This window comes from Microcella humidisoli (assembly GCF_024362325.1).
GTDB lineage: Bacteria > Actinomycetota > Actinomycetes > Actinomycetales > Microbacteriaceae > Microcella > Microcella humidisoli.
The window spans coordinates 1,081,991-1,096,988 of record NZ_CP101497.1; the positions used below are offsets into that span (position 1 = coordinate 1,081,991).

Annotated in this window: 16 protein-coding genes; 9 read left to right on the forward strand and 7 right to left on the reverse strand. The window is 70.9% G+C overall.

The annotated features are described in order from the left end of the window. Window positions 1-64 precede the first annotated feature (64 nt). Genes NNL39_RS05215 through NNL39_RS05230 form a run of 4 tightly spaced genes read left to right on the forward strand, consistent with a single transcriptional unit; the run spans window position 65 to window position 3,216 of the window. Window positions 65-433 (forward strand): hypothetical protein, encoded by a 369-nt coding sequence (locus NNL39_RS05215; protein ID WP_255160632.1) that lies wholly within the window; start codon window positions 65-67, stop codon window positions 431-433. Beyond that, window positions 423-758 (forward strand): hypothetical protein, encoded by a 336-nt coding sequence (locus NNL39_RS05220; protein ID WP_255160633.1) that lies wholly within the window; start codon window positions 423-425, stop codon window positions 756-758. Before NNL39_RS05215 ends, NNL39_RS05220 begins: the two co-directional genes overlap by 11 nt. Continuing rightward, entirely contained in the window at window positions 755-1,681 is a 927-nt protein-coding gene (locus NNL39_RS05225) for an FAD:protein FMN transferase (RefSeq protein ID WP_255160634.1), read from the forward strand. The genes NNL39_RS05220 and NNL39_RS05225 overlap by 4 nt, the downstream gene beginning before the upstream one ends. Beyond that, window positions 1,678-3,216 carry a 2Fe-2S iron-sulfur cluster-binding protein gene (locus NNL39_RS05230; protein WP_255160635.1) on the forward strand — a complete coding sequence of 513 codons (1,539 nt, stop codon included), beginning with the start codon at window positions 1,678-1,680 and terminating at the stop codon, window positions 3,214-3,216. The genes NNL39_RS05225 and NNL39_RS05230 overlap by 4 nt, the downstream gene beginning before the upstream one ends. Here NNL39_RS05230 and NNL39_RS05235 read toward each other — a convergent pair. Further along, window positions 3,213-3,782 carry a hypothetical protein gene (locus NNL39_RS05235; RefSeq protein WP_255160636.1) on the reverse strand — a complete coding sequence of 190 codons (570 nt, stop codon included), beginning with the start codon at window positions 3,780-3,782 and terminating at the stop codon, window positions 3,213-3,215. The genes NNL39_RS05230 and NNL39_RS05235 overlap by 4 nt on opposite strands. A 120-nt stretch (window positions 3,783-3,902) precedes the next feature. Here NNL39_RS05235 and NNL39_RS05240 point away from each other — a divergent pair, with 120 nt between their 5' ends. Together NNL39_RS05240 and NNL39_RS05245 are read left to right on the forward strand one after the other, a co-directional pair. Beyond that, window positions 3,903-4,445 (forward strand): peptidylprolyl isomerase, encoded by a 543-nt coding sequence (locus NNL39_RS05240; protein WP_255160637.1) that lies wholly within the window; start codon window positions 3,903-3,905, stop codon window positions 4,443-4,445. Window positions 4,446-4,588: 143 nt separating this feature from the next. Next, a complete protein-coding gene (locus NNL39_RS05245) occupies window positions 4,589-5,293 on the forward strand; it encodes a rhomboid family intramembrane serine protease (protein ID WP_255160638.1) in 705 nt (234 codons plus the stop codon). 110 nt (window positions 5,294-5,403) lie between these two features. On the opposite strand, the gene NNL39_RS05250 is transcribed toward NNL39_RS05245, so the two are convergent. Continuing rightward, window positions 5,404-5,643, reverse strand: a complete 240-nt coding sequence (locus NNL39_RS05250) for a cell division protein CrgA (RefSeq protein ID WP_255160639.1) — start codon at window positions 5,641-5,643, stop codon at window positions 5,404-5,406. 53 nt (window positions 5,644-5,696) lie between these two features. Between NNL39_RS05250 and NNL39_RS05255 the strand changes: the two genes are divergently transcribed. Genes NNL39_RS05255 through NNL39_RS05265 form a run of 3 tightly spaced genes read left to right on the forward strand, consistent with a single transcriptional unit; the run spans window position 5,697 to window position 7,348 of the window. Beyond that, window positions 5,697-6,521, forward strand: a complete 825-nt coding sequence (locus NNL39_RS05255) for a class E sortase (RefSeq protein WP_255160640.1) — start codon at window positions 5,697-5,699, stop codon at window positions 6,519-6,521. A 19-nt stretch (window positions 6,522-6,540) separates the two neighbouring features. Beyond that, window positions 6,541-6,699: a hypothetical protein gene (locus tag NNL39_RS05260; RefSeq protein WP_255160641.1), complete on the forward strand. Its 159-nt coding sequence runs from the start codon at window positions 6,541-6,543 to the stop codon at window positions 6,697-6,699. 4 nt (window positions 6,700-6,703) lie between these two features. Further along, window positions 6,704-7,348, forward strand: a complete 645-nt coding sequence (locus tag NNL39_RS05265) for an anthranilate synthase component II (RefSeq protein ID WP_255160642.1) — start codon at window positions 6,704-6,706, stop codon at window positions 7,346-7,348. Between the two features lie 21 nt (window positions 7,349-7,369). On the opposite strand, the gene pknB is transcribed toward NNL39_RS05265, so the two are convergent. From pknB to NNL39_RS05290, 5 genes are all read right to left on the reverse strand, one after another. Continuing rightward, a complete protein-coding gene (gene pknB / locus NNL39_RS05270; protein WP_255160643.1) occupies window positions 7,370-9,157 on the reverse strand; it encodes a Stk1 family PASTA domain-containing Ser/Thr kinase in 1,788 nt (595 codons plus the stop codon). A gap of 76 nt (window positions 9,158-9,233) precedes the next feature. Further along, window positions 9,234-10,883, reverse strand: coding sequence for a protein kinase domain-containing protein (locus NNL39_RS05275; RefSeq protein ID WP_255160644.1), 1,650 nt, complete (start codon window positions 10,881-10,883; stop codon window positions 9,234-9,236). After that, window positions 10,880-12,334: a peptidoglycan D,D-transpeptidase FtsI family protein gene (locus NNL39_RS05280; protein ID WP_255160645.1), complete on the reverse strand. Its 1,455-nt coding sequence runs from the start codon at window positions 12,332-12,334 to the stop codon at window positions 10,880-10,882. Before NNL39_RS05280 ends, NNL39_RS05275 begins: the two co-directional genes overlap by 4 nt. Further along, window positions 12,327-13,631 (reverse strand): FtsW/RodA/SpoVE family cell cycle protein, encoded by a 1,305-nt coding sequence (locus tag NNL39_RS05285; protein ID WP_255160891.1) that lies wholly within the window; start codon window positions 13,629-13,631, stop codon window positions 12,327-12,329. Before NNL39_RS05285 ends, NNL39_RS05280 begins: the two co-directional genes overlap by 8 nt. A gap of 125 nt (window positions 13,632-13,756) precedes the next feature. Further along, on the reverse strand, window positions 13,757-14,998 hold the full coding sequence (locus NNL39_RS05290; protein WP_255160646.1) for a PP2C family protein-serine/threonine phosphatase: 1,242 nt from the start codon (window positions 14,996-14,998) through the stop codon (window positions 13,757-13,759).

The following is a 14,998-nucleotide window of genomic DNA, read 5'->3' on the forward strand; positions in this document are numbered from 1 at the left end:
ATCTTGGACGAATCTTGGATGTTCGCGGGACCGGCCTGAAGTCGCGCCGACCTACCGTCGAAGCATGAGAACACAGATCATCACCGCCCTCTCGATCGTCGCCGTCCTGGGTGCCGCGGGCGGGGCCTACGCCGTCAACCAGTCCGTGCTCGGCACCGCCCTCGTCGACGAGACCGTCATCGGCAGTGCGACCCCCGTGCTCGTGCCCGTCGAGCCGAAGGGCGACGACATCCCCGAGGAGTACCTCAAGCAGATCGCGCGCGCGGCACAGGCCGAGCAGCCGGCCGCTCCTGTCACTCCGGCTCAGCCGGTGACCACCTGGGTCGGCTCGGATGACGATGACGACCACGACGAGGACGAGGATGAGGACAGCGAGCACGAGGACGAGTCGGAGGACGACGAGCATGAGGACGAGTCCGACGATGACGACTAGTCCTCGCCCCGCCGCCGTCGCCCGCACCCTCACGGGCGCCGGCACGGCGATCGCGCTCATCGGCATGGTCACGGGCTTCCAGGTGTCGGCCGCGGTCGCTGAGCAGCAAGCGCAGGTCGAGGCCCAGGCGCAGGCCGCGGTGGATGCCGCGGCGACGGGGTCCCACACCCGGTCGTTCGCCGTCCGCGTGCTCGACCCCTCGTTGCTGCCGACTCCCGAGCCCGTCGCCCCGCGCCCGGCACCGCCGGCACCGCGCGCTGCCGCCCCGGCTCCCGCGCCGGCCCCGGCTCCCGCCGACGGCTCGACGGGCGGATCGGGCGGGTGACGACCATCACGACCGTCGAGGCGACGACCGACCGCACCTGGGCGCTCATGGGGGGCAGCGCCCACGTGCGGATGGTCGGGGGCACGAGCGCAGCGCTCGATGAGGCCGAGGGCCTCGCGCTCGCGCTCGAACAGCGCTGGAGCCGCTTCATCACCGAGAGCGACCTGAGCCGTCTGGCGGTCGCCGACGGTGCCACCCTCACGGTCGACCCCGCGACCGTGCAGCTGCTGCGCGCCATGCTCGAGGGCTGGCGCGAGACCGACCACGACTTCGACCCGACCCTGCTGCCCGCGGTGATCGCGGCCGGATACCGCCGGTCGATCGTCGACCCCTCGCGGGCGACCGACCTGCCCCCGTCGATCGTCGCGCGCGGCGACCTCGAAGCGATGCGCATCGTCGGCGACGCAGTGCGGCTGCCGCGCGGCATGTCCCTCGACGCCGGGGGCATCGGCAAGGGCTTCGCCGCCGATCTGATCGCCGCCCGCCTCCTCGCAGCGGGGGCGCACGGCTGCCTTGTCGAGATCGGGGGCGACGTGCGGGTCGCGGGGCAGGCACCCGACGGCACCGCGTGGCGCATCTCGGTCGACGATCCCTTCTCCGCGAGCGCGAATCGCGGCATCGTGCGACTTCCCGAGGGCGGCATCGCCACCTCGAGTCAGCGCAAACGGCGCTGGATGACCGAGTCGGGCACGGCCGCCCACCACCTCATCGACCCCGCGTCGGGGCGCCCCGCCGCCACGAGCATCCAGACCGTCACCGTCATCGCCGCGACGGCCGCGCGCGCCGAGGTGCTCACGAAGCCCGGCTTCCTGCGGCCTGTCGACGACTACCTGGCCTGGCTCCCCACTCGGGGAGCGGCCGCCCTGCTCATCGACGCCGACGGCGTCGAGCGCACGACGTCGAACTGGAGCGACTACGCATGAACGATCCGCACCTCTGGTGGTACGTCACCCGCGCGAGCGCCGTGCTCGCGTGGGTCATCATGACCGCCGCCGTGCTCTGGGGCATCGTGCTCTCGACCCGGGTGTTCCGCGGCGCCGACAACCCCGCATGGCTGCAAGACCTGCACCGCTATCTCGGCGGAACCGCACTCGTGCTCACGCTCATCCACATGGTCTCGCTCGTGCTCGACCCGTGGCTCGCCATGCCGATCGACCAGCTGCTGATCCCGCTCATCGCCGAGTACCGCCCGTTGCCCGTGGCCCTGGGGATCGTCGCCTTCTACGTGCTCGCTGCCGTGCAGGTGACCTCGCTCGTCAAGAACCGGCTGCCCCGCCGGCTCTGGAAGGCCGTGCACTACCTCAGCTACGTCGCGGTGCTCGCTGTCGCCGTGCACGGCGCATTCGCGGGAACCGACGCGGGGGCGGCCTGGTATCAGGCCGTCGCGACCGTCGTCGTCACGGCCACCGTGCTCGCGCTCATCGTGCGCATCATCATGGCGCGGCGCCGACCGACGAGCGCCCCCGTTCCGGCCGTGGCACCGACGGGCACCGTGCCCTCCCTGAGCGAAGCGAACCCCGGCGACCCGCTCGCGGTGACCCGCATGCGCATCGTCGGTAAGCATCCCGTCGCCGACGGCATCGTGCGCCTGCGGCTCGCGCGCGTCGACGGCCGGCCGATCGAGCCCTGGTACGCGGGCGCGCACATCACACTGCGGCTGCCCGTGGGGATCGAGCGCCAGTACTCGCTCTGCAGCGACCCCGCCGATCGCGGCCACATCGACATCGCGGTGCTGCGCGCCGAGCCGACGGGTCTCGGCAGCACGTACCTGCACGACGTCGCCGGGCTCGGCGACGAGCTCGATGTCATCGGCCCGCGCAACCACTTCCCGCTCGAGGCCGCGCACGAGTACCTGTTCATCGCGGGGGGCATCGGCATCACGCCCATTCGCGCCATGATCGAGGCGCTTCCGCCCAGCCGGTCGTGGCGGTTGGTGTACCTCGGCCGCACCCGCTCGGAGATGGCGTTCGCGCGCGAGCTCGAGCAGCGCTACGGCGACCGGGTGCGCGTCATCGCCGGCGACGAGCGCGCCCAGCGGCTCGACGTCGCCGCCGAGATCGGGGCGACCGACGCCGACGTCTACGCGTGCGGCAGCAGCGGCCTGCTCGACGACGTCGTCGCGGCGACTCCCGTCGAGCGGTGCCATGTCGAGCGCTTCGTCGCGATCGACCGCGCAGCGGGCACCGAGCGCGCGCCCGTGACGGTCATCACCCGGCGCACCGGGGTGCGGGTCGATGTGCCGGCGGAGCAGAGCATCCTGACCGCGCTGCAGCACGCGGGCGTGCCGGTTGCCACCTCGTGCGGAACCGGCGTGTGCGGCACGTGCGAGACGCGCGTGCTCGCCGGAACGCCGCAGCACCTCGACTCGGTCATGGCCGATGCCGACAAGGACGAGATCGGGGTGTTCTACCCGTGCGTCTCGCGGGCGACGAGCCCCGAGCTCGTGCTCGACCTCTAGACCGCGGGCGCCTCGGCGTCGGGGTCGACCTCTTCGACCCAGAGGTCGTCGTCGGCGCGCAGGGTCTGCCACGCCGCGTAGGCGATCGCCGCGGTCGCGACGACGCCGAGGCCGATGAGGATGTAGCGGCCGGGGCCGGGGGAGGGCTTGACCTCGATGAGGCCCACCTTCTGGCCGGCGCGCGTCGCGAGGTCGCGGCCCGAGGCCGAGACCTGCCGGATCGCGTCGCGGAGGCGCTTGTCGCGCGCGACATCGAGCACGGCGATGGCCGAGCCGATCGCGCCCGTCACCGCGGGCATCACGTCGTCGACGAAGCGGTCGCGCGTCGCCGAGGCGGCGTGCCGCACCGAGCCGACGCCCGCTTCGACGCCCGGCACGATGCGCTTCTCGTAGGTGTCGCGCACCCGGGGGGCGACATCCTCCCGAGCGACCGAGGCGGCCTGCCGGCTGGCATCGCGCAGGATGCTCGCAGCGCGCTCGAGCACCTCGCGCTGCTCGTCCCACACGTCGCCGGCCTGACGGCGCAGCTTCTTCAATTCGCGCTGGCGCTTGCGTGACAGTTCCATGAGGTCCTCCTGCATCGGCGATCGGCGAGTTCCCATCCTGGCACCATCCCGGCCAGCACCCAACCGATGCGCCCCGAATGCTCAGGAAGAGGCCAGGCCGCTCCATGCCAGAATGGGCGCATGTCGATCCACACCGCCGTCGCCACCATCCACACGAACAAGGGCGACATCGTCGTCAACCTGTTCGGCAACCACGCGCCGAAGACGGTGCGCAACTTCGTCGGTCTCGCGACCGGAACCCAGGAGTGGACGCACCCCGCCACGGGCCAGAAGACCACCGACCCGCTCTACAACGGCGTCATCTTCCACCGCATCATCACCGACTTCATGCTGCAGGGCGGCGACCCCCTCGGTCAGGGCATCGGCGGCCCGGGCTACGAGTTCGACGACGAGATCCACCCCGAGCTGCAGTTCAGCGAGCCGTTCCTGCTCGCGATGGCGAACGCCGGCAAGCGCGGCGGCCGTGGCACGAACGGCTCGCAGTTCTTCATCACGACGGTGGCCACCCCGTGGCTCAACGGCAACCACACGATCTTCGGCGTCGTGGCCGACGAGTCCTCGAAGGCGGTCGTGAAGGCCATCGAGGCCGTTCCCACCAACGCCAACGACAAGCCGCTCGACGACGTCGTCATCTCGAGCATCGAGGTCGTCGAGGTCGCGTGACCGATCCCCAGGCGGGCGCACCGCGGCCCGGGGCGGGTGCTCGCTCCTTTTGCCATCGGCACCCTGACCGTCCGAGCGCGGTGCGCTGCCAACGCTGCGAGCGTGCGATCTGCCCCGAGTGCCAGACGCCGGCGGCCGTCGGCGTGCAGTGCCCCGAGTGCATCGCGGCCGCGCGCGCGGCGCTGCCGAAGCGCCCGTCGGCTCTCGCTCGCGCCTTCCGGCCCGGCAGCAGCGTGCCCGTCGTCAGCTACAGCATCCTGGCGCTGACGCTCGTCGTCTTCGCTCTGCAGTGGATCACGCAGGGCGCCGTGACGAGCGCGCTCGCCTACTTCCCTCCGCTCACCGCGTTCGAGCCGTGGCGCATGCTCACGGTGGCGCTCGTGCACAGCGACAACTCGATCTTCCACATCGTGTTCAACATGTACTCGCTCTGGGTGCTCGGTCCGCTGCTCGAGAGCCTCATCGGCCGCGCGCGCTTCGCCGCGGTCTACGTGCTCTCCGCCCTCGGAGGGTCGGTGGCCGTGCTGTGGCTCGCGCCGCTCTCGGTCGTGGTGGGCGCGTCGGGGGCCATCTTCGGCCTCCTCGGCGCGTTCTTCGTCATCCAGCGCCGGCTCGGCGGGCGCAACGTGCAGCTCGTCGTGATCATCGCCATCAACCTGGCACTGGGCTTTCTCATCCCCGGCGTCTCGTGGCAGTCGCACATCGGCGGACTGCTGGTCGGGGCCGTGCTCGCGTGGATCATGCTGCGCACGCGCCGCGCCGATCAGCAGCGGCGGCAGGCCGTGCTCATCGGCCTCGTCGGCCTCGCGCTCATCGCGGCGACCGCGGTGCGGCTGGCGCTGTTCTAGACCGCTCGATCAGGATGCTGAACGCGCGTCAGAAAAGGTGACGAGAAGTTATCCCCAGGTGATTCCACAGTGGGGATAATCACACCGCTGTAGTTCTCCGGAACTCCCGGTCAGCGCCAGCGCGTGGTCATGAGGAAGCCGATGAACATGATGCCGAAGCCGACCATGATGTTCCACGGGCCGAGGCTCGGCACGGGCCACGATGCCTGGCTCACGTAGTACACCAGGATCCAGATGAGCCCGATGAGCATGAAGCCGAACATCACGGGCTTGAACCAGACCGGGTTCGGGGCGTCAGCGCCACGGGGGGTCTCGGGGTTCTCGGCGTTGCGCGCAGTAGACCGTGCCATGCCGTGAAGTCTAGCCGCAGAGACCGCCCGGTGCCTGCGCGTACAATCGTGCCGTGACCCAGCCCGACCGTGCCGCGGCGCCCGACGAGGCGACCACACGGCGTTCGCAGCGCGAGCGCAGCACGCAGACGTCGGTGGCCCGGCCGCGCGCGCGGCTCAGCGTCGTGGGCGTGCTCGGCGAACTGCTCATCACCGCCGGGGTCGTCGTCATGCTGTTCCTCGGCTGGTACGTGTGGCTCAACGACATCGTCGCCGGCGGCGAGCAGCAGCAGGCGGCCGAGCAGGTGCAGCAAGAGCTGCAAGAGCGGTGGGAGCGCGGCGAGGGCATCGCCGAGCGCCCCGCCGACCCGGGCATGCCCGTCGTCGCCGAGCCCGCCGTGGCCGGCGAGGTGTTCGCGACGCTCATCGTGCCCCGGTTCGGAGAGAACTACGTGCGGCCCATCGCCGGCGGCGTCGATCTGCGCACCGTGCTCAACAACCGGCAGATCGGCATCGGCCACTATCTCGAGACCCAGATGCCCGGCGAGGTCGGCAACTTCGCCATCGCCGCGCACCGCACCACCTACGGGGCGCCATTCGCCGACATCGCGAGCCTGCGACTCGGCGACCGCATCTACGTCGAGACGGCCGACGGCTGGTACGAGTACGTCTTCCGCGGACTCGAGTACGTGTGGCCGACCGCGGTCGAAGTGCTCGCCCCGGTGCCGCAGGCCCCGCAGATCGAGGCGACCGACCGACTGCTGACGATGACGAGCTGCAATCCGAAGTTCTCGTCGGCCGAGCGCATCATCGCCTACGCCGCCTTCGAGACGTGGTACCCCCGGTCCGACGGGCCCCCCGCCGCCCTGAGCGGCCTCGTCGAGGCCGCGGCCGGCTGATCGCGAGGGCGGAGTCACCATGTACGCAGCGCTGTGGCGCATTCTTCCGGGCCCGACGTGGGTGCGCATCCTGATGCTCATCGTGCTCGCGGCGCTCGTGCTCGCCGCGCTCGTCGAATGGGTGTTTCCGTGGGCGGCCGATACGCTGCTGCCGCAAGAGTCGACCGTGGGAGAGTAGCCGCATGCGCGTGCTCGTGATCGACAACTACGACAGCTTCGTCTACACGCTCGACGGCTACCTGCAGCAGCTCGGCGCCGAGACGACGGTCGTGCGCAACGACGTCGTCGACGACGCGGGGGCCGCGGCCCTCATCGCCGAGTACGACGCGGTGCTCGTGTCGCCCGGGCCGGGCAACCCGGCGTCGGCGGGAATCTCCATCTCGGTCGTGCGCGCGGCGCTCGCCGCCGGGCAGCCGCTGCTCGGGGTGTGCCTCGGCCACCAGGCGATCGCCGAGGCGCTCGGCGGTGTCGTGACGCACGCCGACGAGCTCATGCACGGCAAGACCTCACAGATCGAGCACGACGGCAGCGCCTTCTTCGAGGGCGTGCCGCAGCCGTTCCGGGCGACGAGGTACCACAGCCTCGCGATCGTCGAGGGCACCGTGCCCGACGAGCTCGAGGTGACCGCCCGCACCGAGGGCGGCATCATCATGGGCGTTCGTCATCGCAGCGCCCCCATGCACGGCGTGCAGTTCCACCCCGAGTCGGTGCTGACCGAGGGCGGCTACCGGATGCTCGGCAACTGGCTCGCGGAAGCGGGGCTGCCGAGCGCACGCGAGACCGCCGTCGGCCTCAGCCCGCTCGTGAGCATCACGCCGCACGCCTGAGCCACGGCGCCGCGCGGGCGCTCAGTCGTTGCGCCCGCCGCCCCGATTGTTGCCGGGGCCGCGCAGCGTGCTCGACGAGGAGTCGTCGGCGCCCGATGCACCCGCCTCGCCGCTGCAGTAGCGCAGGGTGACCTCCGAGCGCTGGGGCTGATCGCCCGGCGGAAGCGACTGCGCCGTGACGAGCTGGCCCGTGCAACTGGAGTCGCCCTGCACCGAGACGGTCAGCCCGAGCGCCGTGAGCTGCGATGACGCCTCGCCGATCGGCAGATTGCGCACGTCGGGTACCCGCACGCGCCCCGTCGAGACGATGAGGTTGACGGGGTCGCCGGCGCGCAACTCCGTGCCCTGCTCGGGGTCGGTGCGGATGACGACGTCTTTCGCCACCGAGGACGAGTTCTCGGCTGTGACGGTGCCGAGCACGAGCCCGCGCTCGATGAGCGCCGCCTCGGCCTCGCGAAGCGAGAGCAGGTTCAGGCTGGGCACCGTGATGCGCTGGGCCCCCGCGGAGACGACGACGTCGATGACCTGCCCCGGCGACACGGTGATGCCGGCGGGCGGGTCGGTGCTGATGATCTGGCCCTCGGGCACGGTCGCGCTGACCTCGGTGCTCGGCTCGGGCCGCAACTCGGCATCGAGCAGAATCTGCCCGCCCTCCTCGTACTGCAGCCCGATGACGTCGGGAACCTCGATCGCGACCTGGTTGGTGAGCGGAGTGCGCTCGAGGTTGAAGGCCCAGAAGAGCACGGCGGCGATGACGACCGCCATGACGGCGATGCCAGCCCAGATCCACGCGACGGGGGGGCGTGACTGCGTGCGGCTGCGGCGCTCCTCGTCGTCGACGCTCAGCTGCCGCATCGCGGCCTCGGTGTCGGCGGTCGCCTGCGGGTTGACGCCGAAGAGCGTCGAGGTGAAGTCGGCCGGCGCATCGACGCGCTTCGGCGGAACCTGACCGCTCGCGGCCGCGGTCACGTCGTCGCGGAACTCGCTCGCCGTCTGGAACCGCTCGAAGCGGTCTTTCACGAGCGCGTGCAGCACGACCGCGTCCATCGCGGCCGAGACCTGCGGGTTGAGCGTGCTCGGCGCGACGGGCGGCTCGCTCACGTGCTGGTACGCCACCTCGACCGCCGACTCACCCTGGAAGGGCGGGCGGCCCGTGAGCATCTCGAAGAGCACGACGCCGCTGGCGTAGAGGTCGGTGCGGGCATCCACCGTCTCGCCGCGCGCCTGCTCGGGCGAGAAGTACTGCGCGGTGCCGAGGATCGAGCTCGTCTGCGCGACGGTTGCGGCGGAGTCGGAGATCGCGCGCGCGATGCCGAAGTCCATGACCTTGACTTGGCCGGCCGAGGTGACCATGACGTTGCCGGGCTTGATGTCGCGGTGCACGACACCCGCGCGGTGCGAGTACTCGAGGGCGGTGAGGATGCCCTGGGCGATGCGCGCAGCCTCGGCGATCGGCAGCGGGCCGTCGGCGATGATGTCTTTCAGCAGGCGGCCCTCGACGTGCTCCATGACGATGTAGGGCACGATCGTCTCGTCGCCGCCGGGGCCGCGCACGATCTCTTCCCCCGCATCGAAGATGCGCACGATCGTGGGATGCGCCATGCGCGCCGCGGCCTGCGCCTCTTGGCGGAACCGGCTGCGGAACACGGGGTCGGCCGCGAGGCTCGACTTCAGCAGCTTGACCGCCACGCGGCGGCCGAGCTTGGCATCGGTGGCGAGGTGCACGTCGGACATGCCGCCGCGGCCGATGAGCGGCCCGAGCTCGTAGCGCCCCGCGATGAATCGCGTGCCCTCTGCAACCTCGTCCATCGGCGCCTCGGTCTCCTCGATGATGCTGTGCTGGTGCTCGTCAGTCTAGGCCGTCGAGCGGTGCTCGACTTGAGGCCTAGCCGATGGGGACGGCGAGTTCGTTGGAACGCTGCGACTGCAGCGCGCCGCAGAGCGCGACGTAGGTGACGCGCAGCTGGCCGCTCGCCGAGAGCGTGACGGGCAGGTCGTTGTCGTCGGCCGAGCGCGGCAGCGACTCGCCCGGCGAGCCGCCGACGATCGTGAAGTTGTAGCCCGACAGCGGGAAGCCCGCGGGGCAGTCGGTGTAGGTGGGCCAGCTGAGCACGACCTCGCTCGAGCCGGGGTAGGGCCCGGCGCCGGGGTCGATCGCGAGGTTGGCCGGCTGCGGGGGCGTCGGGATCGGCGCGTAGAAGAACACCGTGATGACGGCATCGCGCTGCACGACGCCGCCGCGCGGGTTGATCTGGTACGACAGCCCCACTTCGGCCTGGCTCGGCGCGATGTTGCCCTCGACCGGGTCGAGCCGCAGACCCAGCTCGGCGACCTTGGCGTCGATCGCGGCGCGCGTGCGGCCCAGCCACTCGCTCTCGACGATCGTGACGGTCTCGATCGTCGGCGTGGGGCTCGGGGTGTCGCTCGGGGTCACCTCGCTCGACGGGGTGTCGCTCGGTTCGGGCTCGGGCGCGCTCGGCTGAGCGAAGATCGCGATGAGCGCCCCCACGAGCAGCACGACGAGGATGCCGATGAGAGCGACGAGCGGCCAGGTCCACGGGCTGCGTCGCGCCTCGGTCGGCAGCGCCGGCGTCGGGACGGCCCCCATGCTCGGCAGCACCCGGGTCGACTCGTCGCCCGCGGGCATGACGCGCGTCGCCGCGGTGGCGGCGGCGCCCGAGGCGATGGCGGGAACGATGGCCGCAGCCCCGCCGACGTCGCCGCGCCGCAGCGCCTGCGCGGCGCGCGCGAACAGCTGCGCGCTCGCGGGGCGGTCAGCGGGCTTCTTGGCGATCGCCGCGAACACGAGATTGCGCACGGGCTCGGCGACCGTGACGGGCAGCTCGGGCGGCGCCTCGTTGATCTGCGCCATCGCGATGGCCACTTGCGACTCGCCCGTGAAGGGGCGACGGCCGGCGAGGGCCTCGTAGGCGACGATGCCGAGCGAGTACACGTCGGTCGACGGCGATGCGGGATGCCCGCTCGCCTGCTCGGGAGACAGGTACTGCACCGTGCCCATCACCTGGCCGGTCGCGGTGAGCGGCACCTGGTCGGCGATGCGCGCGATGCCGAAGTCGGTGATCTTGACGCGGCCATCAGGCGTGATCAGCAGGTTGCCGGGCTTGATGTCGCGGTGCACGAGCCCCGCCTGGTGCGCGGCGTGCAGCGCTGAGGCGGTCTGGGCGACGAAGTCGAGCACCTGGTCGGCGGGCAGCACGCGTTCGCGCTCGAGGATCGTCGAAAGCGCCTCGCCCGGAACGAGCTCCATGACGAGGTAGGCGCTGCCCTCCTCTTCGCCGTAGTCGTAGACGTTGGCGATGCCCTCGTGGTTGACGAGCGCCGCGTGCCGCGCCTCGGCGCGGAACCGCTCGAGGAACCCGGGGTCGCCGAGGTACTCGTCCTTGAGGATCTTGATGGCGACGGTGCGCCCGATGACGAGGTCGGTCGCCTGCCAGACCTCGCCCATGCCGCCGATCGCGACGCGCGACAGCAGCTGGTACCGGCCCCCGAAGGTCAGCCCGCTCATGGGTCTCATCTGCTCAGCACCGCCTCAAGTACTCGCTTCGCGATCGGGGCCGCGATCTGGTTGCCCGACCCTGACTGGCCTCGCCCGCCACCGTCTTCGACGACGACCGCGATCGCGACCTGGGGGTTGTCCGCCGGCGCGAAACCGGTGAACCACAGGGTGTACGGCGCCGTGTCGCCGTTCTCGGCCGTGCCTGTCTTTCCGGCCACGTCGACGCCTTCTATTCTGGCATTCCCGGCCACGCCGTTCGACACGCCATCGACCATGAGCCGCGTCATCGTCTCGGCCGTGATGCGCGTGATCGGCTGACTCGAGAGCACGGGCTCGGACTGCTGCACGATCGACAGATCGGGCGCGATGATGCGGTCGAGCAAGGTGGGTTGCATGAGGTTGCCCCCGTTCGCGATCGCGGCGCTCACGAGCGCCATCTGCAGCGGGGTGACCCGCACGTCGTACTGCCCGAACGACGAGAGCATGAGCTGCGCGTCGTCCATCCCGGTCGGGAAGCTCGAGGGCGTCGCCGTCATCGGGATCTCGTAGGCGGTGCCGAAGCCGAAGGCCTCGGTGTAGCGCGCCATCGTGTCTTCGCCGAGGGCGAGGCCGATTTCGGCGAAGGGGATGTTGCAGCTGAGTCGCAGGGCCGTCGCGAGCGTCACGGTCGACCCGCCCCCGCACGTGCCGCCGCCCGAGTTGGTGATCGAGTCGGTGCTGAGCGGCAGGGGCAGGCGGGCCGGGTTCGGGAACGCATCCTCGGGCGTGAAGCGGCCCGAGTCGAGGGCCGCGGCGGCGACGAGCAGCTTGAAGGTGGAGCCGGGGAAGTAGAGGTCGCCGCTGATGGCGCGGTTGACGAGCGGGTCGTCGGGGTCGGCCGTGAGCTGGTCGTAGGCCTCGAGCACGCTCGCGGTGTCGTGCGAGGCGAGGCGATTGGGGTCGAAGCTCGGTGTCGAGACCAGGGCGAGGATGCGCCCGGTCGCGGGCTCGATCGCCACGATCGCGCCCTTCAGGTCGCCCATGGCCTCGGCGGCCGCCTGCTGCACGACGGGGTCGACAGTGAGTTGCACGGCCGCGCCGCGCGGACGCTGGCCGGTGACGAGCGCGCCGAGCTGGTCGAGGAACTGCTCGTTCGCCGTGCCCGTGAGGAAGTCGTTGTAGGCGCCCTCGATGCCGGTGTTGCCCTGGTTGAGCGTGAAGTACCCCGTGATCGGCGCGTAGAGCGCCGGCTCGGGGTAGACCCGCAAGAACTCGAAGGGCGAGTCGACCGCCGTCGACTGGGCGATGGGCCGACCGTCGAGCAAGATGGGGCCGCGCTCGGCCGAGTAGCTCGCGTACAGCGTGCGCACATTGCGCGGGTCGGCGCGCAGGTCGTCGACCGCGAACACCTGGATCACGCTCGACGACACGAAGAGCGCGAGGAACATCGCGAGTGTCGCGATGCTGATGCGCCGCAGCTCTTTATTCATCGTCGGTCACCACCAGTCGGGGCTGGTTGCGCACGGTGTCGCTGAGACGCAGCAGCAGCGCGGCGATGATCCAGTTGGCGACGAGCGACGAGCCGCCCGCGGCGAGGAACGGGGTCGTGAGGCCCGTGAGCGGGATGACGCGCGTGACGCCGCCGATGACGACGAAGACCTGCAGCGCGATGACGAACGCGAGCCCGACCGCCAGCAGGCGCCCGAAGTCGTCGGTGCCGTTGAACCCGATGCGGAAGCCGCGGGCGACGAACAGGAGGTAGAGGCCCAGGATGGCGAAGAGGCCCACGAGCCCGAGCTCCTCTCCGAGGCTCGCGACGATGAAGTCGCTCTCGGCGAGGGGCACGATGTCGGGGCGCCCCTGCCCGAGCCCGGTACCGATGAGTCCGCCGTTCGCGAGGCCGAACATCCCCTGCACCAGCTGGTAGCTGCCGCCGGTCGCCTCGTAGTTGGCGGGATCGAAGGCGCCGAGCCACGCGGCGAAGCGGCCGTTGACGTACGAGAGCGCCTGGCTCGCAATGAGCGCGCCGCCGAGGAAGAGGGAGAGCCCGAGCACGACCCAGCTGAGGCGTCCCGTCGCGACGTAGATCATGACGAGGAACAGCCCGAAGTACAGCAGCGAGGTGCCGAGGTCGCGCTGGAAGACGAGCACGGCCATCGCGGCGAGCCACACGATGAGGATCGGGCCGAGGTCTTTGCCGCGCGGGAAGCGCATTCCCAAGAACGAGCGCCCGACGATCGAGAGCGACTCGCGCGCCGTCACGAGGTAGCCGGCGAAGAACACCGCGAGCGCGATCTTGCCGATCTCGCCCGGCTGGAACGAGAACGGGCCGAGCTGAATCCAGAGACGGGCGCCGTTGATCGTCTGCCCGATGCCGGGCAGCATCGGCAGCAGCAGCAGCCCGATGCCGACGAGCATCGCGACGTAGCGGTAGCGGGCCAGGATGCGGTGGTTGCGCACGACGAGCAGCACTCCGAGCGCGATGACCATCGCGATCGCCGTCCACACCATCTGACGCACGCCGAACATCTCCCAGCCCGTGTACCCCTCGGCCAGGTCGAGCCGGTAGATCATGGCGACGCCGAGACCGTTGAGGGTGACGACGATCGGCAGGATGAACGGGTCGGCGTCGGGAGCCGTGATGCGCAGCACGACGTGCATGCCGAGCGCGAGCATCCCGAGCCCCGCGCCGTAGGCGAGGATCGTGGCGTCGAGCTCGCCGAGCGCTCCGAGCTGCACGAGTGCGACGGCCGCCCCCGTGATGCCGATGGCCACGAGCAGCAGCATGAGCTCGAGGTTGCGCAGCTTCGCGGGCGTGCGCAGCGTGATGGTGATGGCCTCGGTGAAGCTCGGACGCGGGGCGCCCAGGTCGACGACGGCGCCGACCGCCTGCGTGCCGGGTTCGGGGGCGCTCATCGCTCGACCTCGGCGGTCAGGCGCTCGATGATCGAGAGCGCCTCGGGCAGGTCGTCGGCGTTGATCGTCGACTCGACGCGCTGCCGGCTGAAGGGCGAGAGGTCGTCGACGTCGATGTCGCTCTCGAAGTAGACGCTCGAGAGCGGGAACGGTCCGATGCCCTGCTGCACGCCCTGGAAGATCGCGACCTGCCCGTTGGAGACGCCCACGAAGTAGCGCGACTGGGTCCACTGGTAGCCGGCCGCGAGAGCGGCGACCAGCAGTCCCGCGACGAGCAGGATGCCTACCGACCAGGTGATGCGGCGACGCACCTTGCGACGCTCGTCTTCGGCGATGAGCTCGCGCAAGAACTCTTCGGACTCGGGCTCGAAGTGCTCGTCGGCCGGCACCGAAGTCGCCGTGAGGGGATGCAGCAGCAGGGAGGGCAGCCGCACACTGCGCTTGCTCACCGCGGCCGTGTAGCTGAGCGGCTTCGCGGCCGAGCCGACCATGACCGGGGCACCGATCGAGCTCGAGCCCGAGTCGTCGATGCCGACGATGACGACCGTGACGTTGTCGGGCGCGCCGTGGTCGAGGCTCTCGTCGATGAGGGCTTCGACGGCGGCCGCCGCATCGGGGTGCTCGTCGAGCAGCTCGCCCACGCGCTGCTCGGTCACGTAGCCGCTGAGGCCGTCGCTGCAGAGCACCCAGCGGTCGCCGGGGCGGGCGTCGAGCACCTCGATGTCGATCTCGGGCGTGAGGTCGACGTCGCCGAGCACGCGCATGAGCACCGAGCGGCGGGGGTGAACGGCTGCCTCTTCGGCCGTGATGCGACCGCTGTCGACGAGCCGTTGCACGAAGGTGTGGTCTTTCGTGACTTGCGTGAGCTCGCCGTCGCGCCAGCGATAGACCCGGCTGTCGCCGATGTGCGCGAGGGCCAGACGATCACCCACGCGCACGAGTCCGCTCACGGTCGTGCCCATGCCGGCGAGCTCGGGATGCTCGAAGACCGTCTCGGCGAGCTCTTGGTTCGCCTCGAGCAGCGCGCTGCGCAGCGCCTGCGCGGCGTCGGAGGCGTTCTCGAAGGCGCGGTCGATGTGCGCGATCGACTGGATCGCGAGCGCGCTCGCGACGTCGCCGCCCGCGTGCCCGCCCATGCCGTCGGCCACGACGAAGAGGTGCTCGCCCGCGTACCCCGAATCCTGATTGTTCGAGCGCACCTTGCCGACGTGCGAGCCGGCGGCCGAGAGCAACGTCAT

Bases quoted from the DNA above. Each gene is read 5' to 3' on its own strand.
- NNL39_RS05215 (WP_255160632.1), top strand. From the start codon at position 65: ATGAGAACACAGATCATCACCGCCCTCTCGATCGTCGCCGTCCTGGGT.
- NNL39_RS05220 (WP_255160633.1), top strand. From the start codon at position 423: ATGACGACTAGTCCTCGCCCCGCCGCCGTCGCCCGCACCCTCACGGGC.
- NNL39_RS05230 (WP_255160635.1), top strand. From the start codon at position 1,678: ATGAACGATCCGCACCTCTGGTGGTACGTCACCCGCGCGAGCGCCGTG.
- NNL39_RS05235 (WP_255160636.1), bottom strand. From the start codon at position 3,782: ATGGAACTGTCACGCAAGCGCCAGCGCGAATTGAAGAAGCTGCGCCGT.
- NNL39_RS05240 (WP_255160637.1), top strand. From the start codon at position 3,903: ATGTCGATCCACACCGCCGTCGCCACCATCCACACGAACAAGGGCGAC.
- NNL39_RS05250 (WP_255160639.1), bottom strand. From the start codon at position 5,643: ATGGCACGGTCTACTGCGCGCAACGCCGAGAACCCCGAGACCCCCCGT.
- NNL39_RS05260 (WP_255160641.1), top strand. From the start codon at position 6,541: ATGTACGCAGCGCTGTGGCGCATTCTTCCGGGCCCGACGTGGGTGCGC.
- NNL39_RS05265 (WP_255160642.1), top strand. From the start codon at position 6,704: ATGCGCGTGCTCGTGATCGACAACTACGACAGCTTCGTCTACACGCTC.
- pknB (WP_255160643.1), bottom strand. From the start codon at position 9,157: ATGGACGAGGTTGCAGAGGGCACGCGATTCATCGCGGGGCGCTACGAG.
- NNL39_RS05275 (WP_255160644.1), bottom strand. From the start codon at position 10,883: ATGAGACCCATGAGCGGGCTGACCTTCGGGGGCCGGTACCAGCTGCTG.
- NNL39_RS05280 (WP_255160645.1), bottom strand. From the start codon at position 12,334: ATGAATAAAGAGCTGCGGCGCATCAGCATCGCGACACTCGCGATGTTC.
- NNL39_RS05285 (WP_255160891.1), bottom strand. From the start codon at position 13,631: ATGCTGCTGCTCGTGGCCATCGGCATCACGGGGGCGGCCGTCGCACTC.
- NNL39_RS05290 (WP_255160646.1), bottom strand. From the start codon at position 14,998: ATGACGTTGCTCTCGGCCGCCGGCTCGCACGTCGGCAAGGTGCGCTCG.